This is a genomic window from Hamadaea sp. NPDC050747, from assembly GCF_040654195.1.
In the GTDB taxonomy this organism is placed as follows: Bacteria; Actinomycetota; Actinomycetes; order Mycobacteriales; family Micromonosporaceae; genus Hamadaea.
The window spans coordinates 546,620-568,921 of the sequence record NZ_JBFAHM010000001.1; the positions used below are offsets into that span (position 1 = coordinate 546,620).

The following is a 22,302-nucleotide window of genomic DNA, read 5'->3' on the forward strand; positions in this document are numbered from 1 at the left end:
CGGCGGCGGTCTATACCACCCAGACAGGGATGAATGCCCGCAACCGGTTACTGTGCGGTGTACCAGCAGTGCGGAGCGTCGCGAACGTACCGCAAGTTTCGATGATCTCGGCGTGTCGCCGCGAGTTGTGGTCGACCCCCCTCGACTTAGCGCCCCTGCCTCAGGCATGCTTGTGCGCAAGCACTCGGCGGCTGCACCCCCCGCTGCCGCTGGGTGGGTTACGACTCAACCCCCCCGGAGTCGGACCCCTGACGACCCCCGTCTATCGACGGGGGTCGTCTTCGTTACGGCGAACCTTCCCCCAATGAGTCCCCCCGGAGCGGTCCCCCCGAACCATCCCCCTCGGCCAGTTCTCCACACTCGTTCGCCGTCCACAGAATTCCATCGCATCTATGTGGGCCTCGGCTGTCCGCTACGGGACCGTGTGCAGGTCACGAACCCGACTCCCTTGGTGTGATGAGGATCCCGCGATGCCGAGCCGACCACTGCTGCTGTCCGCCGACGCCCACCTGACCGACGAGATCCTCCGCCTGGCCGCTGTCGCCGGGGTGGAGCTGGAACTCGCCATCGACCCCGACGTGAGCCCCGCCTACAGCCGAGCGCCGCTCGTCCTGCTCGGCGCGGAGATCGCCGGTCGCGCCCGCCGGCTGCCGCGGCGTACGGGGGTGATCGTGGTCGGGCGCGGCGACCGCCCGCAGGATCTGCTCCCGGTCGCCGAGGAACTGTCGGCCGAGTTCGTCGCCTGTCTGCCGGCCGCCCAGGAATGGCTGCTCAGCCGGCTCGCCGAGACCGCTGCGGCGACCGAACGCCAAGGCCGGATCGTCGGAGTCGTCGGCGGCCGGGGCGGCGCGGGCGCGTCGACGCTGGCCGCCGCGCTCGCGGTGACCGGCGTACGCACCGGGCTGTCCACGCTGCTCGTCGACGCGGATCCGCTGGGCGGCGGCATCGACCTGACCCTCGGCTGGGAGGACGTCGCCGGGCTGCGGTGGCCCGCGTTGGCCGGAGCCAGCGGGCGTATCGATCCCGGGTTGCTGCGCCGCGCACTGCCCGGCCGGGGCACGCTCGCCGTGCTGTCGTGGACTCGGGCCGAGGGCTGGGTCGGCGAGCTGACCGCTGGACTCGGTGGTGAGCGAACCGGCCCCGAGGGCTGGGGGAGCGACGTCCTCGCCACTCGTGAGTGGACACTCGCCGACGCGTGGGCTCCGCGTTCGGCGCCGATGCCGGTGGACCCCGCCGCGGAGGCGATGCGAGCCGCCCTCGACGCCGGTCGCCGCCAGGCCGATCTGGTCGTGCTCGACCTGCCCCGGTACGCCGACTCCGCCGCCGAAGCGGGCATGGCGGCGGCGTACCGGATCTTCGTCGTGGTGCCCGCGGAGCTGAGGGCGACCGCGGCCGCCCTCGCGGTGGTCCGCCGCCTGCGTGAGTACTGTGACGATCTGCGCTTGGTCGTTCGGGGCCCGGCACCGGGCGGTCTCCGCGCCGACGAGATCGCGGGCGCGCTCGACGTTCCGCTGGCCGAGGTGCTGACCCCGGAGACCGAGGTCGCCCGGGACTTGGAGAAGGGCTCCGCCCCCGCGGGCAACGGCCGGGGCGAGCTGGCCTCGGTCTGTCGCAAGCTGCTCGGCGGTCTGTCGTGACCGGGTCCTTGCTGGATCAGCTGGCCGGGCGGCTGCGCGACCAGTTCGCGGTGGATGGGGCGACCGCGTCCCCGGTCGCGATCGCGACGGCGTTGCGGGCCGAGCCGGAGGCGGCGGTGCTGGGCGATGCCGGATTGCTGCGGATCGCCGATCGGGTGCACGGCGATCTCGCCGGGGCCGGTCCGCTCGCGCCGTTGCTCGCCGAGGCGGACGTGACGGACGTCCTGGTCAACGGGGTCGAAGTGTGGGTCGATCGGGGCCGGGGTCTCCAGCGCGGTCCGGCGGTGTTCGGCCATCCCGACGACGTACGCCGGTTGGCCCAGCGCATGGCGGCGGGCGCCGGTCGGCGGCTGGACGACGGTTCGCCGTTCGTGGACGCGCGCCTGCCGGACGGCACGCGGTTGCACGCCGTCCTGCCGCCGGTGGCGGTGGCCGGGCCGTGCCTGTCGCTGCGGACCTTCCGGCATCGTCCGTACGTGCTCGGGGAGCTGGTCAGCGCGCCGGTCGCGGAGTTGCTGGCGGCGATCGTGACGGCGCGGCTCAGCTTCGTCATCGGCGGCGGGACGGGCTCGGGGAAGACCACGTTGCTGGCGGCGTTGCTCGGCCTGGTGCCGGTGACCGAGCGCATCGTGGTCGTCGAGGACTCCGCCGAGCTGCGTCCCCGCCATCCCCATGTGGTCGCGCTGCAAAGCCGTACCTCCAACGTGGAGGGTGCGGGGACCGTCGGCCTGGCCGACCTGGTCCGCCAGGCTCTCCGGATGCGCCCGGACCGGCTCATCGTCGGCGAATGCCGGGGGCCGGAGGTCGTCGACCTGCTCGCCGCGCTCAACACGGGCCACGAGGGCGGCGCGGGAACACTGCACGCCAACACCGCCAAAGACGTCCCGGCTCGGCTGGAAGCGCTCGGCTTGACCGGCGGCCTTCCGCGCGCGGCACTGCACGCGCAACTCGCCTCTGCCCTTCAGGTCGTGCTCCATCTGCGCCGGGACACCCACGGTCGCCGCCTCGACGAGGTGTGCGTCCTGCTGCCCGACCGGTCCGGGCTGGTCACGGCCGTCGTCGCGTGGCGGCGTACGAGTGGTCCGGGTCCCGCCGCGAACCATCTCGGCGCGCTGCTGTCCGCTCGCGGCGTCACCGTTCCGGCCCTGCTGCGCTCAGGTCCGGCGTGACTCGCGCGGTCCGCCGCCGGTTCGCTCGAGTTCTGGCGGTACGCCCAGCGCAGCGCCCGCCCCGGCGACGGGTGCCGGTGGCGTACCCGGCGTTGGCCGTGGTCACGGCGACGGCGGCGGTCGTCGGGGGAGTGGTCGGCGGGCTGCTGACGCTGCTCTACGGCAGCGTCATCGCGTACGCCGTCCGGAAGCGCCGGGCGGCTCGGGTCACCGCCGCCCGGCAGTCGGCGGCGCTGGACGCGATCGCCGACGCGGCGGCGGCCCTCCGAGCCGGAGCCTCTTCCGTGGCACTGCCGGCGATCGGTGATCCGGTGCTGTCTGCCCAGGTCACCGCCGCGATCGAGGTCGCCGGAGAGACCGGTGCGCCCCTGGCCGACCTCCTCGACCGGATCGAAGAGGAGCACCGGGGCGCTGCCCGGGCGGCGGCCCGAGCGGCGGCGGAAGCGGCCGGAGCCTGGATGACCGCACTGCTGCTCCTGATCCTTCCGATCGGCGGAGTCGCCCTCGGGCACTTCATCGGCGTCGACTCCGTCGCTGTGCTGCTGCGTACGCCGATCGGCGCGGGCTGTGCGCTCGCCGCCGCGTCGCTGCAGCTCGCCGGGCTGTGGTGGGTACGCCGCATCGCCGCCCCCCGGCCGCCCCGCGATCGCCACCAGCGCGATCTGCCCCTCGCCGCCGAGCTGCTCGGCGCGGTGCTGCGGGTCGGCGTACCGGTGGATCACGGGGTGCTCGCGGTGGCCCGAGCACTGCCGTTGGGTGAGCGGCTGGCCAGGGTCGGCCGGGCGCTCCGGCTCGGGGCCGCCCCGGCCGACGCCTGGCGCCACCTCGCCGACCTCGACGGCGCCCAGCGGCTGATCACGGCGGCGACCCGGAGCGCGGGCAGCGGAGCGGCGCTGGCCGCCACCCTGCGCCGCGTCGCCGGGGACCTGCGAGCCGCGGAGGCGGACCGAGCCGAGGCCCGCGCCCGCCGGGCGGCCGTGCTGCTGGTGCTGCCGCTCGGACTGTGCTTCCTGCCGGCGTTCGTGCTGGCCGGACTGGCCCCCGTGGTGATCGCGGTGGTCGGGCAGCTCTCACAGTGAAGGAGTCCATGCACATGAAACGACCACCCGACACCGGCAGGCTGAGCCGTCGGTTCGGACCGCCGGACGGCGGGATGCTGCGTCACCGGTTCATCTCGCCGGACGGCGGGATGAACACCGCCGAGTACGCCGTCGGCACCTTGGCCGCGGTCGCCTTCGCGGGACTGCTCTACAAGGTGTTGACCAGCAACATCATTCAGTCGGCGCTGACGGCGATCATCCAGCGGGCGCTGAAGTGATCGGTGCTCTCCGGTGTGGCCGGGCTCAGCCCGGCCGCACCACCCCCGACAGCATCACCGCCAGCCGGAGGAGTCGAGGTTCCGCGACGGCGGAGTTGGCGGCGAGCCTGCCGGCGGTGGTCCTCCTGCTCCTGGTGGGACTGACGGCGGTGGACGCGGTCGCGACCCGGCTGCGCTGCGTCGACGCCGCGCGGGACGCGGCGCTGACGGTCGCCCGTGGCGAACCGGCGAGCACCGCTCACCTGCCCACCGGCGGCCGCCTGGCGGTCAGCGCGTCGGGGGACCAGATCACCGCAGTGGTCAGCGCACCCGTGTACGCGGGCTGGCGCAGCCTGCGCGTCTCGGCGACCGCGGTCGCGGCGGTCGAGTCGTGATCGTCTCCGGCGGCCGATCGCTCGACCGCGACCGGGGCTCGGCGACGATCTGGGCCTTGGCCGTCGGACTGGTCATCGTGTTGTTCGCCGTCGCGATGGCCGAAGTCGGCGTGGCGATCACCGCCCGGCGCAGTGCCCAGGCAGCCGCCGACCTCGGAGCACTGGCCGGGGCGGCGCGGACGATCGAGGGCGCTGCCGCGGCCTGTTCCCGGGCGGCGGCGTACGTGGCTGCCAACGGCGCTGAGCTGCGCGATTGTCGGCTCGACGGGCTCGACTTGATCGTCACGGCGGCGGTCGCCACCCGCTTCGGCACCGCGACGGCCGCCGCCCGTGCCGGCCCCGTCGCTTCGCCGAGCGCCGCATGAGCGCTGGATCACGGATCTCGGTCGAATCTTCGCCCATGATTCGACCGAGATCCCTGATCCAGCGCGGTGGGAGAGCGCCGAGAGGGGCGCGATGCGGGGGCGCGGGGTGGGGGAGCGCGATGGGGAGGGGCGCGATGCGGGGTGGGTCAGGCGAGGGCGGCGAGCAGGAGGTCGAGGACCATGATCGCGCCCTCCTTGTCGAGCGGGTCGTTGCCGTTGCCGCACTTCGGCGACTGCACGCACGACGGGCAGCCCCGCAGGCAGCCGCAGGCGGCGATGGCGTCGCGAGTCGCGCGCAGCCAGTGCCCGGCGATCCCGTATGCCCGCTCGGCGAAACCGGCGCCGCCGGGATGCCCGTCGTAGACGAAGATCGTCGGCGCGCCGGTGTCGTAGTGCAACGCCGTCGACAGGCCGCCGATGTCCCAGCGGTCGCACGTCGCGACCAGCGGCAGCAGCCCGATCGCGGCGTGTTCGGCGGCGTGCAGCGATCCCGGCAGGTCCTCGATTCCGGCGACCACCTCGGGGGAGAGCGTCGTCCAGACGGCGACCGTACGCAGTTCCCGGGGCGGCAGGTCGAGCGGGAAGGTGCCGAGCACCTCACCGCTGCCGACGGCTCGGCGCTGGTAGGAGACGACCTGGTGGGAGACGTCGACGTCGCCTAGGAACAGCCCGATCGGACCGGCGTCCACATAAGACCTTACGGCGACGATGTCGAGGTTGGTGACGTCGCGGGCATGCGTCGTGTAGTCCGGTTCCTCGGCGACGACGAGGGCGGTGGCGTCGTCCAGGTCGAGCCGGTCCACCACATAGGAGGTGCCCTGGTGCAGGTAGACGGCCCCGTCGTGCAGCGCGTGATGGGCCGAGCCGGCGTCGAGCGTGCCGACCAGCCGGCCGGAGTCGGCTTCGACGATGGCGATCGGTGCTCCACCGGTGCCACGAAGGTCGACTTCGGGTCGCTGCGGATGCGTCCAGTAGAGCCCGGTCGGACGCCGGCGGAGGGCACCCGCATCGACCAGTTCGTCCACGAGCTCGTCCGGTGCGCCGAAGAGGGCGAGGTCCGCCGGGGTGAGCGGGGCTTCCATCGCCGCCGCGCACAGGTGGGGACCCAGGACGTAGGGGTTGCCCGGGTCGAGCACGGTGGCCTCGACCGGCCGGTCGAACAGAGCGGACGGGTTGTGCACTAGATAGGTGTCGAGCGGGTCGTCCCGGGCCACCATCACGCAGAGTCCGTCGCGCCCGGCTCGCCCGGCCCGCCCGGCCTGCTGCCAGAGTGAGGCCAACCGGCCCGGATAGCCCGCGAGCAGCACGGCGTCCAGCCCAGTGAGGTCGACGCCCAGCTCCAGCGCGTTGGTCGTGGCCAGCCCGGTCAGGTCGCCGGCGAGCAGTGCCCGCTCCAGTGCGCGCCGATCCTCGCGGAGATACCCGCCCCGGTACGCGGCGACCAGGGCGGCCAGCTGGGCGTCGACCTCCCGTAAGGCGCGCCGGGTCATGGCGGAGACGATCTCCGCCCCGCGGCGGGACGGGACGAAGGCGAGCGTCCGCATCCCGGCGACGACGGCGTCGGTCAGCAGATCGGCCGTCTCGGCCAGCGCCGATCGCCGGTGCTCCTCGCCCGAGGCGTCCCGCTGCAACGGCGGCTCCCACAACGCGAAGGTCATCGCACCGCGCGGGGCGGTGTCCTCGCTGACCGCCACCGCCTCGGCCCCGATCAACCGGCCGACCGAGGCTGCGGGGTCGCCGGAGGTCGCGGAGGCCGCGAGGAAGACGACGTCACGCGGAGCCAGCCGCCGCAACCGGCGTAGGACGTGCGCGACGTGCGAGCCGAAGACCCCGCGGTACGCGTGGCACTCGTCCACGATCACGTAACGCAGTCCGCGCAGGAACCGCCGCCAGCGCCCGTGCCCGGGAAGGATGCCGTGGTGCAGCATGTCCGGGTTGGTCAGCACCAGGTTGGCGTGCTGGCGTACCCAGTCCCGCTCGTCGCGGGGCGTGTCGCCGTCGAACACCGCTGCGCGTACCCCTGGGAGATCCAGAGTCGCGATCGCCCGCAGCTGATCCGCGGCGAGCGCCTTCGTCGGCGCGAGATAGAGGACGCGGGCAGTGGGCTCGGTGATCAGCTCGGCCAGCGCGGGCAGGAGGTAGGCCAGCGACTTGCCGGAGCCGGTGCCGGTGGCGACCACGGTGTGGCGGCCGGCGCGAGCATGCTCGCCGACCGCGACCTGGTGGGGCCACGGCGCCTCGATGCCGGCCTTGATCAGCGCCGTGACCAACGGCTCGGGCGCCCAGTTCGGCCAGGGCGCGGACGCGCCCGCGCGGGGCGGCCGCCACTCGATGTGCGTGATCGCCTCACGAGCGGCCTCCGGGCGCAGACGGCCCAGGCCGGACGCGGCGAGCAGCGCCGTGAGATCAGTGGTGGGGTCGGCGGTATTCACTTCCGCCAAAGCCTATCCGGATGCTGTGACACTCCGGCCATGCCGAGGAGGTGCATCCGTCGGCGACGATGGCAAGATGCCAGTCATGGAACTCTCGCTGGCGACGCGGACGGTCGCTGCCCACACGGTGCTGGAAGTCGCCGGGGAGGTCGACGTCTACACCGCGCCCAAGCTGCGGGATCGGCTCACCGAGCTGCTCGAGGCGGGTACCCGGGCGCTGGTCGTCGACCTCGGCCGGGTGGAGTTTCTCGACTCGACCGGGCTGGGCGTGCTCGTCGGCGGTCTGCGCAAGGCGCGCAACCTGGGCGGCAGCTTCGGCCTGGTGGTCGGGCAGGAGTCGCTGCTCAAGGTCTTCCGGATCACGGCTCTCGACCAGGTCCTTCCGCTGTACCCGACGATCGAGGCGGCCACCGGCCAGTCCGGCGACGGTGGTCGATAGGTGGCGACAGTACGCCTGGAGTTCACCCCCGAACCCGTCTACGTCCGTACCGCTCGCCTCGTCGGAGTCGCCGTGGCGCGGCGCGCCGGGCTGCCTGAGGACCGGCTGGACGAGGTACGCCAAGCGATCGGTGAGGCCTGCGGCCGCGCCGTCACCCGGCATCTGCGGCACAACCTCCGTGAGCCCGTGCTGGTCGAGATGCTCGACGAGAACCCCTACACGGTCCTCGTGACCGACCGCGCGCCCGACGACGCCGCCTCCGACATGGAGGAGGAGATCACGGTGGAGGCCAGCCTCGCCCTGCTCAGCGGAGTCGCCGAGGAGCTGGAGGTACGCCAGGCGCCGGACGGCGCGGGTTCGGTCGTACGGATGTCCTGGACCGCTCGTCCCCATCGCACGCGGCGCTGAGGAGCACGAACCGCTGACCCTAACCCATGACCCCGGCGTCACACAGCGGCAAAGATCACCGCGACACGGCCGGACCTGGGTGTGACCAGGAACACGGTTCACCGCTAGAGTGCTCGGGTTATCTGCAACCGCCGCTACTCACTGTGAATGGCGGCGATCAACAGGAGGACATCGATGTCCGGGACCACAATTGTCGCCGACGGCGGCAAGGTGGCCCTTACCGGTAACAACGTCACGTACGTAGTTGTGGCCGCCGTGATCGCTCTCGTGGCGCTCGGCTTCGCCTTCACCCTCGTGCGAGCCGTGCTCGGCACCGGCAAGGGCACCGTCAAGATGCAGGAGATCGCGGGCGCCGTCCAAGAGGGCGCCACGGCATACCTGTTCCGCCAGTTCAAGACCCTGGCAATCTTCGTCGTGATCGCAGTCGTCGTACTCTTCGTGCTTCCCGTGCACGGGGTTTCCGACAACGAAACCGCGGTGAAGATCGGCCGCTCGGCCTTCTTCGTGGTGGGTGCGGTCTTCTCCGCCTTCATCGGCGGCGCCGGCATGGCGCTGGCCACCCGGGCGAACCTGCGGGTCGCTGCGGCGGCCCGGGAAGACGGCGGCCGCGAGAAGGCGATGTCGATCGCGTTCCGTTCCGGCGGCGTGGTCGGCTTCCTCACCGTCGGTCTGGGCCTGCTCGGCGCGGCCATCGTGGTGCTCGTCTACAAGAGCGACGCCCCGACCGTGCTGGAGGGCTTCGGCTTCGGCGCCGCGCTGCTCGCGATGTTCATGCGAGTCGGCGGCGGCATCTTCACCAAGGCCGCCGACGTCGGCGCCGACCTGGTCGGCAAGGTCGAGCAGGGCATCCCCGAGGACGACCCGCGCAACGCGGCCACCATCGCCGACAACGTCGGCGACAACGTGGGCGACTGCGCCGGCATGGCAGCCGACCTCTTCGAGTCGTACGCGGTCATGCTGGTCGCCTCGCTGATCCTGGGCAAGACCGCGTTCGGCACCCAGGGCCTGGTGTTCCCGCTGATCGTGGCCACCATCGGCGCCCTCGTCGCGATCGTCGGCGTCTTCATCACCCGGCTGCGGGCCTCCGACCGTAGCGGCCTGACCGCCATCAACCGCGCGTTCTACATCTCGGCTGTGATCTCGGCCGTGCTGGTCGGCGTCGCGACCTGGCTGTACCTGCCCGCGACGTTCAAGGAGTTCGACGGCGGCCTGCAGGACGTGGACGCCAACCCGCGGGTGGTCGCGCTCGCCGCGGTCGTCATCGGCATCGTGCTGGCCGCCGCCATCCAGGCGCTGACCGGCTACTTCACCGAGACCAGCCGTCGCCCGGTCCGGGACATCGGCAAGTCGTCCGAGACGGGCCCGGCCACCGTCATCCTGGCCGGCATCAGCGTCGGCCTGGAGTCGGCGGTCTACAGCGCGCTGCTCATCGGCGCGGCCGTCTTCGGCGCGTTCCTCCTCGGCACGGGCTCGATCACGCTGTCGCTGTTCGCCGTCGCGCTGGCCGGTTGCGGCCTGCTCACCACGGTCGGCGTCATCGTCGCCATGGACACCTTCGGCCCGATCAGCGACAACGCCCAGGGCATCGCCGAGATGTCCGGCGACATCGACGAGCGCGGTGCGCGTACGCTCACCGACCTCGACGCGGTCGGCAACACCACCAAGGCGATCACCAAGGGCATCGCGATCGCGACGGCGGTGCTCGCCGCGACCGCCCTGTTCGGTTCCTACACCGACACCCTGGTGTCCACCCTGGGCGGTGGCGAGGCCGCCGCGGCGAAGCTCGTCGAGTGGCTGAACATCTCCAACCCGGCCAACCTCGTCGGCCTCATCTGCGGCGCGGCGGTCGTCTTCCTGTTCTCCGGCCTGGCCATCAACGCCGTGTCCCGCTCGGCGGGCGCGGTCGTCATGGAGGTGCGCCGCCAGTTCCGGGAGTTCCCGGGCATCATGGACGGCTCGCAGCGTCCGGAGTACGGCAAGGTCGTGGACATCTGCACCCGGGACGCGCAGCGCGAGCTGATGACCCCCGGTCTGCTGGCGGTGCTCGCCCCGATCGCGGTCGGCTTCGGCCTCGGCCCGGGTGCGCTCGTGTCCTACCTGGCCGGCGCGATCGGCACCGGCACCCTGATGGCCGTCTTCCTGGCCAACTCGGGTGGCGCGTGGGACAACGCGAAGAAGATGGTCGAGGACGGCGAGTTCGGCGGCAAGGGCTCGCCGCAGCACGCCGCGACGGTCATCGGTGACACGGTCGGCGACCCGTTCAAGGACACCGCCGGTCCGGCCATCAACCCGCTGATCAAGGTCATGAACCTGGTCGCGCTGCTCATCGCCCCGGCCGTCGTCACGCTGAGCTTCGGCGCCGACGCCAACACCGGCGTACGCGTGGCGATCGCGGTCGCCGCGTTCGCGGTCATCGCCGGGGCCGTGGTGTTCAGCAAGCGCAAGCCGATCTCGGTCGGTGGAGACGGCGACTCGGGAAAAGCTGACGCCGCCTCGGCGGCGGATCGCGAGTCCGTCACTGCGTAACTCAGTCAGAAAATAGACAAGGCCCGAGGCGAAGCCTCGGGCCTTGTCTATTGGGGGGACATAGCACGGGTGTGCTACGGCGTCGTAGGCTGCTTCCATGCGAAGGCTTGCGCCACTCACCGCCCTCGCGGCCGCCCTCCTCGTCGCCGCGTGCTCCAGCGGCCCGCCGCCGAGAGTCTGGGCGGCCAACGTCTGCAGCGCCCTCACGCCCTGGCGGGCCGAGCTGCAGAGCCTGACGACGAAGGCTCAGGAGCAGGCCAACGCCGCCCCCAACTCGGCTCAGGCCAAGGAGAACCTCGTCCGGCTCTTCGACGGGGCGCAGAAGTCCACTGAGGCCGCTCGGGCGAAGGTCGAGGCGGCGGGCGTACCGGACGTCGACAACGGAGAGAAGATCGCGCACAACTTCATCGCCACGCTGACGGCGGTGCGCGACGCGTACGGGCATGCCAAGGACGGCGTCACCGCGTTGACGGCCGGGGACGCGCACACCTTCTCCGACGGTGTGGCGACGGTGCTCACCACGCTCAACACCGAGTACTCCAAGAGTGCGATAGACGTCAGCCAGCTGGATTCCGTCGAGCTCCGCAAGGCGTTCGACGAGGTCCCCGAGTGCAAGTAGCGCGGGATGCTGGCCGTGCGACCGAGCCGAGGGCAGCTGCCCATCTTCGCCGCCGCCTCGGCCGACCCCGGACCGGGTGACCTTGCCGGTCTGCTGATCGGGCCGGGGCAGGTGATCCGCATGGGCGGGACCGCCCGGGTGTCGGTCGTCGTCGACGCCCCGTGGCGGGTGCACGCCCTCGACGCCGAGCTGCGGCGAAGAGAGCTGGCCATGCAGTGGGAACCCTCCACCGTCGAGGGGCATTACGGCGTACGCACCTCGTATTCGGGGGTGCTCGCCCCGTTGTCGGCGCTCTGGCTCCGGGGCGCCGTGAAGGCCCCGCCGTCGACGTTCCTGCTCGACGGCGTACGCCTGAGGCTGTGGTTCACGGCGGCGGGCACGGTCACGCCCGACTCGCCGGAGTTGCTGCTCCGGCTCGGGGCCAACGACGAGCAGTGCTGGACGCCCGCGGCGCGGGCGCTGGCGGTGCTCGGCTTCCCGGTGGAGGCGGCCCGGGGACCGGCCCTGCGGATCTCCGGCCGTCGCCGGATCCGGCGGTTCGCGGAGCTGATCGGCGAGCCGCTGCCGGTGGTTCCGCTCACAGCGTGGCCGGCCTGAATTCAGCGTTTCGATCATGCCCGGAGCGGCAAAATACATGATCAACGACGGCGCGCCCCCGAGACAGGTATCGTCTACGCGTCGATGGGGTGCGCAACCGGAGCATTCAGCCGAGCGTTACCTTGGACATCCGCGGGCAGACCGCCCCGCCCATGCAAGCGACAGTGACGCCGCCTGCGACCAAGCCACTGCGGAGAGGTGCCGTGCCGACAGCCGCCAAGAACCGACTGGTCATCGTCGAGTCGCCGGCGAAGGCGAAGACGATCTCGGGCTACCTGGGCCCGGGATACGTCGTGGAAGCCAGCCTGGGCCACATCCGGGATCTCCCGGCCGGGTCCAAGCAGCTGCCTGAGCGGTACAAGAAGGAGCCCTGGGCGTACCTGGGGGTCGACGTCGACCACGGCTTCACCCCTATATATATCGTCAACCCGGACCGGGCCAAGCACGTCACGAAGCTGAAGGCCCTGCTCAAGGACGCCGACGAGCTGTACCTCGCGACAGACGAGGACCGTGAGGGCGAGGCGATCGCCTGGCACCTCGCGGAGACCCTGAAGCCGAAGGTGCCCGTCAAGCGGATGGTCTTCCACGAGATCACCCGGCCGGCGATCCAGGCTGCCGTGGCCAACCCCCGCGACATCGACAAGGACCTGGTCGACGCCCAGGAGACCCGGCGGATCGTCGACCGCCTCTACGGCTACGACGTCTCCCAGGTGCTCTGGAAGAAGGTCGCCCGGGGGACGAGCGCGGGCCGGGTGCAGTCGGTCGCGACCCGGATCGTGGTCGAGCGGGAGCGCCAGCGGATGGCGTTCCGCTCCGCGACGTACTGGGACATCGTGGCTGAACTGGTCGCCACGGGTGGGACGTTCAACGCCACGCTGATCGCACTGGACGGCGACCGGATCGCCACCGGCAAGGACTTCGACCCGGCCACCGGCCGGGTCCGCGGCGGCGTCGTCCACCTCGACGAGCAGGCCGCCCGAGGGCTGGCCGCCCGGCTGGACGACCGTCCGTTCACGGTCACCCGGGTCGAGGAGAAGCCCTACCGGCGTAAGCCGTCCCCGCCGTTCATCACCTCGACGCTGCAGCAGGAGGCCGCCCGCAAGCTGCGGTTCTCGTCGGCGCAGACGATGCGTACGGCCCAGCGGCTGTACGAGAACGGCTACATCACCTATATGCGTACCGACTCGGTGAACCTCTCGGAGTCGGCGTTGACCGCGGCCCGCAGCCAGATCGCGGAGCTGTACGGTCCGGCCAGCGTGCCGCCGCAGGCGCGGCGCTACACGGGCAAGGTCAAGAACGCGCAGGAGGCGCACGAGGCGATCCGGCCCGCCGGTGAGCACTTCCGTACGCCCGGCGACGTGGCCCGGGAGCTCTCGGTCGAGGAGTTCAAGCTCTACGAGCTGATCTGGAAGCGGACGCTGGCCTCGCAGATGACCGACGCGATCGGCAGCTCGGTCAGCGCCCGCATCCGCGCGATCTCGACCTCGAACGAGGAGGCCGACTTCGCCGCGTCCGGGACGACCATCACCGAGCCCGGCTTCCTGCGCGTCTACGTCGAGTCCAGCGACGACGAGACCGAGGACGCCGAGGGGGACAGCAAGCTCCCGCCGCTGGTCAAGGACCAGAAGCTGACCGAGAAGTCGCTGACCCCGCTCGGCCACACCACCCAGCCGCCGGCCCGGTACACGGAGGCGTCGCTGGTCAAGGCGCTGGAGGAGCTGGGCATCGGCCGCCCGTCGACGTATTCCTCGATCATGCAGACGATCCAGGACCGCGGTTACGTCAACAAGCGGGGCCAGGCGCTGATCCCGAGCTTCCTGGCGTTCGCCGTGGTGGGGCTGCTGGAGCGGCACTACCCGCGGCTGGTGGACTACGGCTTCACCGCGGCCATGGAGGACGAGCTGGACCAGATCGCCGAGGGCGACGCCTCCAGCCTCGAGTTCCTGACCTCGTTCTACTTCGGTGCACCGAGCGCCGCCGAGGGATCGGTCGCGCACGCGGGCGGCCTGAAGCGGCTCGTGACCGAGCAGCTCGGCGAGATCGACGCCCGTGAGGTCAACTCGATCCCGCTGTTCACCGACGACCAGGGCCGGGACCTCGTGGTCCGGGTCGGTCGCTACGGCCCGTACATCCAGCGGGGCGGTGGCACCGCGGCGGACGTCGACCCCGACGCCGAGTCGGCGGCCGACGGCGACCGCGTCTCCATCCCGGAGGGCCTGGCCCCGGACGAGCTGACCCCGGAGAAGGTCGAGGAGCTGTTCCTCGGCGGGGGCGGCGAGCGCAAGCTCGGCGAGCACCCGCAGACCGGCGAGCCAGTGGTGATCAAGTCCGGCCGGTTCGGCCCGTACGTCTCCTCCGGCGAGGTGAACTCGTCGCTGCTCAAGACGCAGTCGCCCGAGTCGCTGACCCTCGACCAGGCGGTGCAGCTGCTCAGCCTGCCCCGGTTGGTCGGCAACGACGAGAGCGGCGTGCCGATCTACGCCCGCAACGGCCGCTATGGTCCCTACATCGAGCGGGAGAAGGACTCGCGGTCGCTGGAGAGCGAGGATCAGCTCTTCACGGTGACCCTGGAGCAGGCGCTCGCGCTGCTGGCCGCGCCGAAGACGCGGGGCCGCCGGGCCGCCGCGCCGCCGCTGCGGGAGATGGGCAACGATCCGCTGACCGAGAAGCCGCTGGTCATCAAGGACGGCCGGTTCGGCCCGTACGTCACCGACGGCGAGGTCAACGCCTCGCTGCGGCGCGGGCAGAGCCCGGAGAGCCTGACGCTCGAGCAGGCCTCGGAGATGCTGTCGGAGAAGCGGGCGAAGGGCCCGGCGCCCAAGAAGGCGGCGGCCAAGAAGGCCGCCCCGGAGGCGAAGAAGGCGGCGGCCAAGAAGACGACGACCGCCGCCAAGAAGACCGCGGGCGCGACCAAGAAGACGGCGGCGGCGAAGAAGACGACCGGTGCGGCGAAGAAGGCGCCCGCGAAGAAGGCAACCTCGGCGAAGAAGACCGCTGAGTAGCAGAGACGTCACGCCGGGCGGCTCGTTGATCCGAGTGGCGTTACAGTTTCGGTCTCAGCGTCGCGGTCGTCAGGTCGCCGACGCCTTTGCGAAGGAGCGGCGAGTGACAACACCAGCCGTGACGACCCGTCCACTGCGGCGGGTACCGGTCCAGGGCCGCAGCGTGGCCCGGGTCCAGCGGATGCTCGACGCCTGCGCGGAGCTGGTCGACGAGGTCGGTTACGAGGGCCTGACCACCACCCTGCTCGCCGAGCGGGCCGGGGTGGCGATCGGCTCGGTCTACCAGTTCTTCCCGGACAAGCGCGCCATCGTGCAGGCGCTCACGCTGCGTAACGTCGAGGCGTACCTGGCCCGGCTGGCCGAGCGGATCCCCGCCGGTGAGCTGGCCGACTGGTGGGACGGCGTGGACGCGGCGATCGAGGAGTACATCACGCTGCACCGGACCGTCCCCGGCTTCCGGACGCTGCACTTCGGCGACGTGGTGGACGTGCACCTCATCGACGCCGAGCGGGACAACAACGAGGTCATCGCCGACCACCTGGCCGAGCTGCTGGTGGCGTACCACTCGGTGCCTGATCGGCCGCGCCTGCGGTTCGCCCTGGTCATCGCGGTCGAGGCGGCCGACGCTCTGATCAAGCTCGCGTTCCGTCGCCAGCCCGACGGCGACGACGCCGTGCTTGTCGAGGCCAAGGCGCTCGTCCGGGAGTACCTCCACCGTCACGTCGGCCAGTCCTGACTCGTCCGGCCGCGCTCAGCGCAGCCCGGATCCCAGCCGGATCACGGTTCGGGGTCGAATCTCGGCCCAAGATTCGACCGACATCCCTGATCCCGCGCTGAACAGCAGGCCGTGCGGCATTCGGCGGCCGGGACAGGGATGCGCGCCGATGCCGAGATCCGGGTAACTTCAGGGTGCTCATTCTCGCGAGCGCTCGGCGCCGCACGACTAGAGTGATCTCAGGGCGCCCAGCGATGGGCAGGTGAGGTGGAGGCTGCCATCGGGAACCGGTCGCGTGGGCGGGCTGACGCCGGCGGTTCGAAGGATCGCGGCACAGCCCCTGCCGCCCTGCCCGGCGACGTCTCCATTCTGAAGATCCGGCCGTTCCGGCGGCTGTGGATCGTCCTCGGGGTCGCCTCGCTCGGTGACTGGCTCGGTCTGCTGGCCACCGCGACCTTCGCCTCCGCGCAGGTGAGCGGCTCGGCCGCAAAGGGCCTGGCGTTCGGCTCCGTCATCGCCGTCCGGCTCCTGCCGGCGCTCGTCTTCGGGCCGCTAGCGGGTGTGCTCGCCGACCGGTTCGACCGGCGCTACACGATGGCGATCTGCGACGTCCTGCGGTTCTTCCTGTTCGCCTCGATCCCGCTGGTGGCGCTGCAGAGCACGAACTCCACGGTGACCATCGGCTGGGCGGCGGTCGCCACCTTCCTCATCGAGACGATCACCCTGATCTGGATCCCGGCCAAGGAGGCCGCGGTCCCGAACTTGATCCCGCGGGGCCGGCTCGAGGACGCCAATCAGCTCACGCTGATCACCACCTACGGCATTACGCCGGTGCTCGCGGCGCTCGGCCTGGCCGGGCTGAACCAGCTCTACCACTCGGTCACCGCGGGCGGCGTCGACCTGCCCGAGACCACGGCGTCCACCGTCGCGCTCTACTTCAACGCGCTGTCCCGTCTGGCCACGGCGGTCGTCGTCTTCTTCGGCATCCGGGAGATCAGCGGCCGGGACGGCCGGCACGAGGTTCCGCAGGAGAGCGCGCTGCGCCAGTTCCTCGACGGCTGGCGTTACATCGCGCGCTCACCGCTGGTCCGGGGGCTCGTCCTGGGCATTCTCGGCGCGTTCGCCTGCGGCGGTCTTGTGATCGGCACCGCGCAGTTCTACGCCCGGTCGCTCAGCGGTGGCGATTCGACGTTCTACCTGCTCTTCGGCCTGATCTTCATCGGCCTCGGGGTCGGCATCGCGCTCGGCCCGCGGCTGATCGGCCAGCTGTCCCGGCGTCGCTGGTTCGGCCTCTCGATCATGCTCGCAGCCCTGTCCGTCGCCGCTCTGGCGCTCGCGCCACACCTCAGCGTCGCCGCCGTCGGCACCCTGCTCGTCGGCGCCGGGGCGGGCATGGCCTTCCTCTCCGGGACCACGCTGCTCGGCGGCGAGGTCGAGGACGAGGTGCGCGGCCGCGTCTTCGCCTTCGTCCAGACCTCCGTCCGGGTCGTGCTCATGCTCGCGATCGCGCTGTCCGGCGTACTGGTCGGGGCCGGCGGCTCGCCCGAGATCACGATCAAGGGCACGAGCGTGCCGATCTCGTCGACGCGCGTACTGCTCTTCATCGCGGGCATCTGCGGAACGCTGGCCGGCTACTGGGCGCTGCGGCAGATGGACGACAAGCCCGGCGTACCGCTGCTGCGCGACATCTGGGCGTCGATGCGGGGCCGTCCACTGGGCCTGGTCGGCGACACCGCGGTCAGCGGGATGTTCATCGTCTTCGAGGGCGGCGAGGGCGCGGGCAAGAGCACGCAGATCGAGCTGCTCGCCCAACACCTGCGTGACGAGGGCCGCGAGGTGCTCGTCACGCGCGAGCCCGGAGCCACGGCGGAGGGCGCGCGCATCCGCGAGCTGCTGCTGGAGACCCATTCGCCGGAGGGCGCATTGTCCGCGCTCGGCCCCCGGGCCGAGGCCCTGCTCTACGCGGCGGACCGCGCGCATCATGTCGACTCAGTGGTACGCCCAGCGCTCGACCGGGGTGTGGTGGTCATCAGCGACCGCTACATCGACAGTTCGCTCGCCTATCAGGGCGCGGGGCGGACGTTGGACTCGGACGAGGTCGCCTGGCTGTCGTCCTGGGCGACCGAGGGGCTCAAACCGGATCTCACCGTGCTGCTCGACATCGATCCCCGGATCGGGCTCGACCGGGTCGCCGAGCGGGGCGACGGCCACGACCGGCTGGAGAGCGAGGCGATCTCGTTCCACGACCGTGTCCGGTTCGCCTTCCTCGGCCTGGCCGACGCCGAACCGGCCCGGTATCTCGTCGTGGACGCGACCCTGCCGGTCGACCGGGTCGGCGGCGCGGTGGCGGAGAAGGTCGACAGCATGCTGCCGCCGCTGCACGAGGCGGACACGGTCTTCTCGCCGGGTCACGGTGTTCCGGAGCCGCCCACCTTTCGCTCCCCGGGACCGCTCGACCGGGCCGAGGTGACCGCCGAACTCGCGGCTCGCCGGGGAAGCGCTCGCGCTGAGCCGCCAGAAGTGCAGGCAGTGCGTCGATGATCGCGTCGGTCTTCGACGACCTGGTCGGCCAGCCGGAGGCGGTCGAGACACTGCAGGCTGCGGCGGGGGCGGCCGAGCTGATCCTGCGCGGGCAGCCGTCGCCGCCTGGCGTGATGACGCATTCCTGGCTGTTCACCGGCCCGGCCGGCTCCGGCCGATCGACAGCGGCCCGCGCCTTCGCGGCGGCGCTGCAATGCGTACGCGGTGGGGTGGGCTGTGGTGAGTGCTCGGGCTGCCACACCGTCCTCGCCGGTACGCATTCCGACGTGCGGTTCGTCGTCCCCGACGGGCTGAGCATCCCGGTGGCGCAGATGCGTGAGCTTGTCCTGCGGGCGGCGAGCGCCCCGACGGCGGGCCGCTGGCAGGTTCTCGTCGTGGCCGACGCCGACCGGCTCACCGAGGCGGCGGGCAACGCCCTGCTCAAGGCGGTCGAGGAGCCTCCGGATCGGACGGTGTTCCTGCTCTGTGCGCCGTCGACGCATCCCGACGACATTTCCGTGACGATCCGGTCGCGGTGCCGGCTTGTGCCGCTGCGTCAACCCGGGGCCGAGGCGGTGGCCGCCCTGCTCGCCCGGCGGGACGGCGTACCAGCTGATGTCGCGGCCTGGGCGGCGGCGGCCGCGCAGGGACATGTCGGCCGGGCGCGCCGGCTGGCCGCGGACTCGCACGCGCGGACCCGTCGCGACGCCGTGCTGGCGGTACCCCGGCAGCTGACCACGGTCGGCGCCTGTTTCGACGCCGCGGCCTCGCTGATCGAGGCAGCCGAGGCGGAGGCGGCGGACGCGGTGGCGGGCGTGGACGCGGCCGAGCGCAGCGCATTGGAGATGGCGCTGGGCGCGGGCGGGACGGGCAAGGGTGCGGCGGGCGCCGCTCGCGGCAGTGCCGGGCAGCTCAGGGAGCTGGAGAAGCGCCAGAAGTCGCGGGCGACCCGGGCGCAGCGGGACGCGCTGGACCGCGCGCTGATGGATCTCGCGGGGTTCTACCGCGATGTGCTGAACGCGCAGTTCGGCTCGGCGGTCGCGCCCATCCACACCGACGTCGACCAGGTCACCCGGGCGGCGGCGGCGAAGTGGCGACCGGAGTCGACCCTGCGCCGGCTCGAAGCCGTGCTGGCCTGTCGCGAGGCGATCGACACCAACGTCAAGCCCAAGATCGCGGTCGAGGCGATGATGCTCGCGCTCTGGCGCGGCTGACTGTCCGGGCGCGGCGGCCGCTGAGGCGTTGGATCACGGATCCGGGTCGAATCTTGGACCGTGATTCGACCCGGATCCGTGATCTCGCTGTGCAGAGCACGTGGCGAGCATCTGGTTATCCACAGAGTTGTCCACAGGGACTGCCTCGTTATCCACAGGGACTACCGGGGCTGTGGAAGCGCCGGTAGCCTCGGCGACGTGCGGGAGGTCGACGAGGCGTGGATCGAGGAGGCGGTCACTGCTTACCGGCGGATCGAGGAGCGGCAGGCCGAGTTCCAGCGGTCGCTCTCGGCGATCGAGGTGAGCGTCCGCTCGCCCGACGGTCTCATCGAAGTGGTCGTGGCGGGTGAGGGAGGGGTGCGGAACGTGGCCGTCGTAGGTGCCCTTCGCAGTCAGACCGCGGCCGAGATCAACCGGTCGATCCAAGCCGCGCTCTTCGCCGCCAAAGACGCCGCCGATTGGGCGCGTCGCCGTCTCCATCAGGAGGTCTTCGGCGACTACCCGCGTCTGGGAGGTCCCTCATGAGCGGCCTCGCCAAGCTGGCCGACGCGCTGGAGCGCGCGGCCGAGCAGATCGCCGACATCCCGGCCGAGCTGGCCCGGCATGAGGTGACCCCGTTCAACGATCTGTCCGCGGCGCCCGGCCGGCTCGGCGACATCGGCCGGGACCTGCGGCGTCAGTGCGCCGACGCGTTCCAGAACCGCTACGACGAGACGACCGACGCCGCCCGCCGGCTCGACCGACTGGCCGAGGGCGTACGCGAGGCCGGGGCGCGTTATGCGACGGCTGAGGAGACCGTGCGCGACGACGCGCGCCGGGAGCAGACGTTCGGGGACCATCCGGACTGGGGCCTGTGATGGATGCCCTCGACAAGATCGCCGGCCCGGCCGCTGACCTGCTGCAGCGGGTCGATGCCGCGCTGGGCCGCCACGGCGCGCCGCCCGGCCATCAGGTCTGGCCGTTGCTGCGCTGGGTCGGCAGCCTCCCAGGCCCAGCTGTGCAGGCCGTCGTCGGTCTGCGCCCGATGCAGTTGCCCGGCGACGACGTACGCGCGCTGACCGACCGCCTCGTCGAAGCGGTCTCCACCGTGGATCGGGTGGGCGTCAACTGGGAGGGCGACGCCGGGGCGGCGTACTTCTCGCAATGGTCGGCACACCGCCGGCACATCGCCGATCCCGACACGTCGCTCGGCGCTCGGCTCGACGACTTCGGGGCGTACCTGGACGACGTGGAGGGGTGGATCGCGGAGAGCCGCGTCTCCCTCGCGATGCGGCTGGCGCTGGTCATGAAGTCGGCCGAGGCGATCAGCGTCGTCACCGGGCTGGACCCGATCGAGGTCGGGCTGGCCGCCGCGACCATCGGCGCGCTCGTCCTGGAAGAGGTCGAGGAGATCTGCAAGGCCGGCGAGGAGCTGCGGGAGACCTGGGAGACCCGGCTGGCCGCGCTGCCGTTCCGGCCCGGCCCCGAGTTCGGCCCGTCGACGGGCGGCATCACGCGGGTGGACCTGTAGAAACGCCGCCGCTCCCCGAGGAGAGCGGCGGCGTCCGAGGCCGTACGCGTCAGACCGAGCGACGGCGAGCCAGCAGGACCATCAGCCGCCCGAGCAGCGCCAGCAGCACACCCGTCCCCACCACGTACGCGACCGGCCCCATCCCGGTCTGGGGTAGCGTCCCCGGGCCGCCGCAGCCGGGCCCGCCGCAACCGGCCGGGCTCGTGCTGGGGGACGGGCTGACGCCGGCCGACGCCGAGGGCGACGCGGACGGGGTCGGCGAGGAGACCACCGGCACGTTGGGCGCCGTGGCCGAGGTGCGGAGCAGGCCGACCGCCAGGTCCAGGACGGTGACTTGAGCCTGGTTCGGGCCACACAGGATCAGCTGGATCCGCAGGGACGCGGCCTCCGCGTCGACCGAGGCGTTGGTGATCGACTTGTCCAGCGCGCCGAGCGAGATACGGAGCGTCGCGTACGCCTCGGGGCCGGGCACCTGGAGGCCTTCGGTGCGAACGTTGCCGACGAGTGAGTTCAGCACGGGCAGGTTGAGCCCGCGCAGCAGGGTGCCCAGCGGGTCGCCGCCGGTCAGGGGCAGCGTGATGTCGACGTTCTTCGTCGGCGTGCTCAACCGCTGCGTCGGTACGCCGGAGCCGGAGATCTCCAGCAGCGGGTTCGAATACTCCACACTCGACGTACGCGCGGAGCCGGTCGCGGTGGCGGTCAGCTTCGGCGGTTTGAGCACCTTGACGGCCACCGCGCCGTTGAGGAGCCGCAGATCGGTCAGCTCGATCTCGGCCGCCGCGACCGACGCCGTACGCCCACCGACCGTCCGCAAGCCGGTCACGGCCTGGCTGGACAGGTTCCGCGGTACGCGTACCAAAGCGGAGGAGGAACTCGGCAGCACGCTGAGGTCGGCGATGGCGGCCGAGCTGACACCGGCTGGCCCGGTCTCTTGGCCGCAGGCCATTTTGTCTGCCCAGGTTGCGTGGGCGGACAGGTCGCCGGTGCCCACCTTCGCGATGCCCGCGTCCTGGCTGAGCGCGTTGTAGACGGCGGGGCCGGCGTGGCTGGGCGGAGCCTGCTGGCTGACCGCGCTGCTGAGGAAGAGCGGGGAGAGCTTGATCCCGGCGACCCCGGCCTCGGCGTAGCGGGCGGCGGCGCGGGCGCTGACCGGCTTGCGGGCGTCCATCGTGGAGCGAGTGGACGCGAGGGCGAGGTCGGCGACCGGCCCGACCGGTACGCCCAACGGCCGCAGGTCGAGGGCGGTGAGCCGGACGAGGTCGGCGGAGGACTCTGCCGCGTACGCCTGCGGCGCACAGCTCGCGGCTGAGGCCGAATTGTCCAGAATCAGCACCGGGACGGCAGCGAAGACCGCGAGCAGCCCGGTCGAGAGCAAGCGGAAACGTCGGGGAGGCAGCATGCCGGGCCCAACGAACGCGTCGCCGGAACGGTGACGCGAATGTCGGGCAGTACCCGCA

Annotated in this window: 19 protein-coding genes and 1 pseudogene; 18 read left to right on the forward strand and 2 right to left on the reverse strand. The window is 71.8% G+C overall.

Annotated features, from left to right (window positions below; all coding sequences use genetic code 11):
• Positions 1 to 470: 470 nt before the first annotated feature.
• From ssd to AB0H43_RS02595, 6 genes and pseudogenes are all read left to right on the forward strand, one after another.
• Positions 471 to 1,637 (forward strand): septum site-determining protein Ssd, encoded by a 1,167-nt coding sequence (gene ssd, locus AB0H43_RS02570; RefSeq protein WP_359995248.1) that lies wholly within the window; start codon positions 471 to 473, stop codon positions 1,635 to 1,637.
• 8 nt (positions 1,638 to 1,645) lie between these two features.
• Positions 1,646 to 2,806 carry a TadA family conjugal transfer-associated ATPase gene (locus tag AB0H43_RS02575; protein WP_359995774.1) on the forward strand — a complete coding sequence of 387 codons (1,161 nt, stop codon included), beginning with the start codon at positions 1,646 to 1,648 and terminating at the stop codon, positions 2,804 to 2,806.
• A 641-nt stretch (positions 2,807 to 3,447) separates the two neighbouring features.
• Positions 3,448 to 3,885, forward strand: a pseudogene (locus AB0H43_RS02580) (type II secretion system F family protein); the annotation flags it as partial.
• Positions 3,886 to 3,959: 74 nt separating this feature from the next.
• Entirely contained in the window at positions 3,960 to 4,124 is a 165-nt protein-coding gene (locus tag AB0H43_RS02585; RefSeq protein WP_359995777.1) for a DUF4244 domain-containing protein, read from the forward strand.
• Positions 4,121 to 4,498 (forward strand): TadE family type IV pilus minor pilin, encoded by a 378-nt coding sequence (locus tag AB0H43_RS02590; protein ID WP_359995251.1) that lies wholly within the window; start codon positions 4,121 to 4,123, stop codon positions 4,496 to 4,498. Before AB0H43_RS02585 ends, AB0H43_RS02590 begins: the two co-directional genes overlap by 4 nt.
• A complete protein-coding gene (locus AB0H43_RS02595) occupies positions 4,495 to 4,863 on the forward strand; it encodes an Rv3654c family TadE-like protein (protein WP_359995254.1) in 369 nt (122 codons plus the stop codon). Before AB0H43_RS02590 ends, AB0H43_RS02595 begins: the two co-directional genes overlap by 4 nt.
• A gap of 146 nt (positions 4,864 to 5,009) precedes the next feature.
• Here the strand turns inward: AB0H43_RS02595 and AB0H43_RS02600 are convergent, their stop codons facing one another.
• Entirely contained in the window at positions 5,010 to 7,295 is a 2,286-nt protein-coding gene (locus AB0H43_RS02600; RefSeq protein ID WP_359995257.1) for a DEAD/DEAH box helicase, read from the reverse strand.
• 85 nt (positions 7,296 to 7,380) lie between these two features.
• On the opposite strand from AB0H43_RS02600, the gene AB0H43_RS02605 reads away from it, so the two are divergent.
• From AB0H43_RS02605 to AB0H43_RS02660, 12 genes are all read left to right on the forward strand, one after another.
• Positions 7,381 to 7,734: an STAS domain-containing protein gene (locus AB0H43_RS02605; RefSeq protein ID WP_359995259.1), complete on the forward strand. Its 354-nt coding sequence runs from the start codon at positions 7,381 to 7,383 to the stop codon at positions 7,732 to 7,734.
• The gene (locus AB0H43_RS02610; RefSeq protein ID WP_359995262.1) at positions 7,735 to 8,142 is read left to right on the forward strand and encodes an ATP-binding protein; all 408 of its coding nucleotides are present in this window, start codon (positions 7,735 to 7,737) and stop codon (positions 8,140 to 8,142) included.
• Positions 8,143 to 8,316: 174 nt separating this feature from the next.
• A complete protein-coding gene (locus AB0H43_RS02615; protein ID WP_359995265.1) occupies positions 8,317 to 10,668 on the forward strand; it encodes a sodium-translocating pyrophosphatase in 2,352 nt (783 codons plus the stop codon).
• Positions 10,669 to 10,765: 97 nt separating this feature from the next.
• Positions 10,766 to 11,287, forward strand: a complete 522-nt coding sequence (locus AB0H43_RS02620) for a hypothetical protein (protein ID WP_359995268.1) — start codon at positions 10,766 to 10,768, stop codon at positions 11,285 to 11,287.
• A 15-nt stretch (positions 11,288 to 11,302) separates the two neighbouring features.
• The gene (locus AB0H43_RS02625) at positions 11,303 to 11,884 is read left to right on the forward strand and encodes a hypothetical protein (RefSeq protein ID WP_359995271.1); all 582 of its coding nucleotides are present in this window, start codon (positions 11,303 to 11,305) and stop codon (positions 11,882 to 11,884) included.
• A gap of 203 nt (positions 11,885 to 12,087) precedes the next feature.
• Complete coding sequence (gene topA, locus AB0H43_RS02630; RefSeq protein ID WP_359995274.1) at positions 12,088 to 14,886, forward strand: type I DNA topoisomerase; 2,799 nt, start codon at positions 12,088 to 12,090, stop codon at positions 14,884 to 14,886.
• Positions 14,887 to 14,989: 103 nt separating this feature from the next.
• Positions 14,990 to 15,622, forward strand: a complete 633-nt coding sequence (locus AB0H43_RS02635) for a TetR/AcrR family transcriptional regulator (protein ID WP_359995277.1) — start codon at positions 14,990 to 14,992, stop codon at positions 15,620 to 15,622.
• Positions 15,623 to 15,967: 345 nt separating this feature from the next.
• A complete protein-coding gene (gene tmk / locus AB0H43_RS02640; RefSeq protein ID WP_359995780.1) occupies positions 15,968 to 18,142 on the forward strand; it encodes a dTMP kinase in 2,175 nt (724 codons plus the stop codon).
• Entirely contained in the window at positions 18,142 to 19,335 is a 1,194-nt protein-coding gene (locus AB0H43_RS02645) for a DNA polymerase III subunit delta' (RefSeq protein ID WP_359995782.1), read from the forward strand. Before tmk ends, AB0H43_RS02645 begins: the two co-directional genes overlap by 1 nt.
• Positions 19,336 to 19,533: 198 nt before the next feature.
• On the forward strand, positions 19,534 to 19,860 hold the full coding sequence (locus tag AB0H43_RS02650; protein WP_359995280.1) for a YbaB/EbfC family nucleoid-associated protein: 327 nt from the start codon (positions 19,534 to 19,536) through the stop codon (positions 19,858 to 19,860).
• On the forward strand, positions 19,857 to 20,192 hold the full coding sequence (locus AB0H43_RS02655) for a hypothetical protein (RefSeq protein WP_359995283.1): 336 nt from the start codon (positions 19,857 to 19,859) through the stop codon (positions 20,190 to 20,192). The genes AB0H43_RS02650 and AB0H43_RS02655 overlap by 4 nt, the downstream gene beginning before the upstream one ends.
• Positions 20,192 to 20,845: a hypothetical protein gene (locus AB0H43_RS02660; RefSeq protein WP_359995285.1), complete on the forward strand. Its 654-nt coding sequence runs from the start codon at positions 20,192 to 20,194 to the stop codon at positions 20,843 to 20,845. Before AB0H43_RS02655 ends, AB0H43_RS02660 begins: the two co-directional genes overlap by 1 nt.
• A 49-nt stretch (positions 20,846 to 20,894) precedes the next feature.
• Here AB0H43_RS02660 and AB0H43_RS02665 read toward each other — a convergent pair whose 3' ends face one another.
• Positions 20,895 to 22,244, reverse strand: coding sequence for a hypothetical protein (locus AB0H43_RS02665; RefSeq protein WP_359995288.1), 1,350 nt, complete (start codon positions 22,242 to 22,244; stop codon positions 20,895 to 20,897).
• Positions 22,245 to 22,302: the final 58 nt, after the last annotated feature.

What these genes read in the sequence shown, in the direction of transcription:
- AB0H43_RS02665 (WP_359995288.1), bottom strand. Translation starts at nt 22,244, where the DNA reads ATGCTGCCTCCCCGACGTTTCCGCTTGCTCTCGACCGGGCTGCTCGCG.
- AB0H43_RS02620 (WP_359995268.1), top strand. Translation starts at nt 10,766, where the DNA reads ATGCGAAGGCTTGCGCCACTCACCGCCCTCGCGGCCGCCCTCCTCGTC.
- AB0H43_RS02660 (WP_359995285.1), top strand. Translation starts at nt 20,192, where the DNA reads ATGGATGCCCTCGACAAGATCGCCGGCCCGGCCGCTGACCTGCTGCAG.
- AB0H43_RS02605 (WP_359995259.1), top strand. Translation starts at nt 7,381, where the DNA reads ATGGAACTCTCGCTGGCGACGCGGACGGTCGCTGCCCACACGGTGCTG.
- ssd (WP_359995248.1), top strand. Translation starts at nt 471, where the DNA reads ATGCCGAGCCGACCACTGCTGCTGTCCGCCGACGCCCACCTGACCGAC.
- AB0H43_RS02615 (WP_359995265.1), top strand. Translation starts at nt 8,317, where the DNA reads ATGTCCGGGACCACAATTGTCGCCGACGGCGGCAAGGTGGCCCTTACC.
- AB0H43_RS02655 (WP_359995283.1), top strand. Translation starts at nt 19,857, where the DNA reads ATGAGCGGCCTCGCCAAGCTGGCCGACGCGCTGGAGCGCGCGGCCGAG.
- AB0H43_RS02585 (WP_359995777.1), top strand. Translation starts at nt 3,960, where the DNA reads ATGCTGCGTCACCGGTTCATCTCGCCGGACGGCGGGATGAACACCGCC.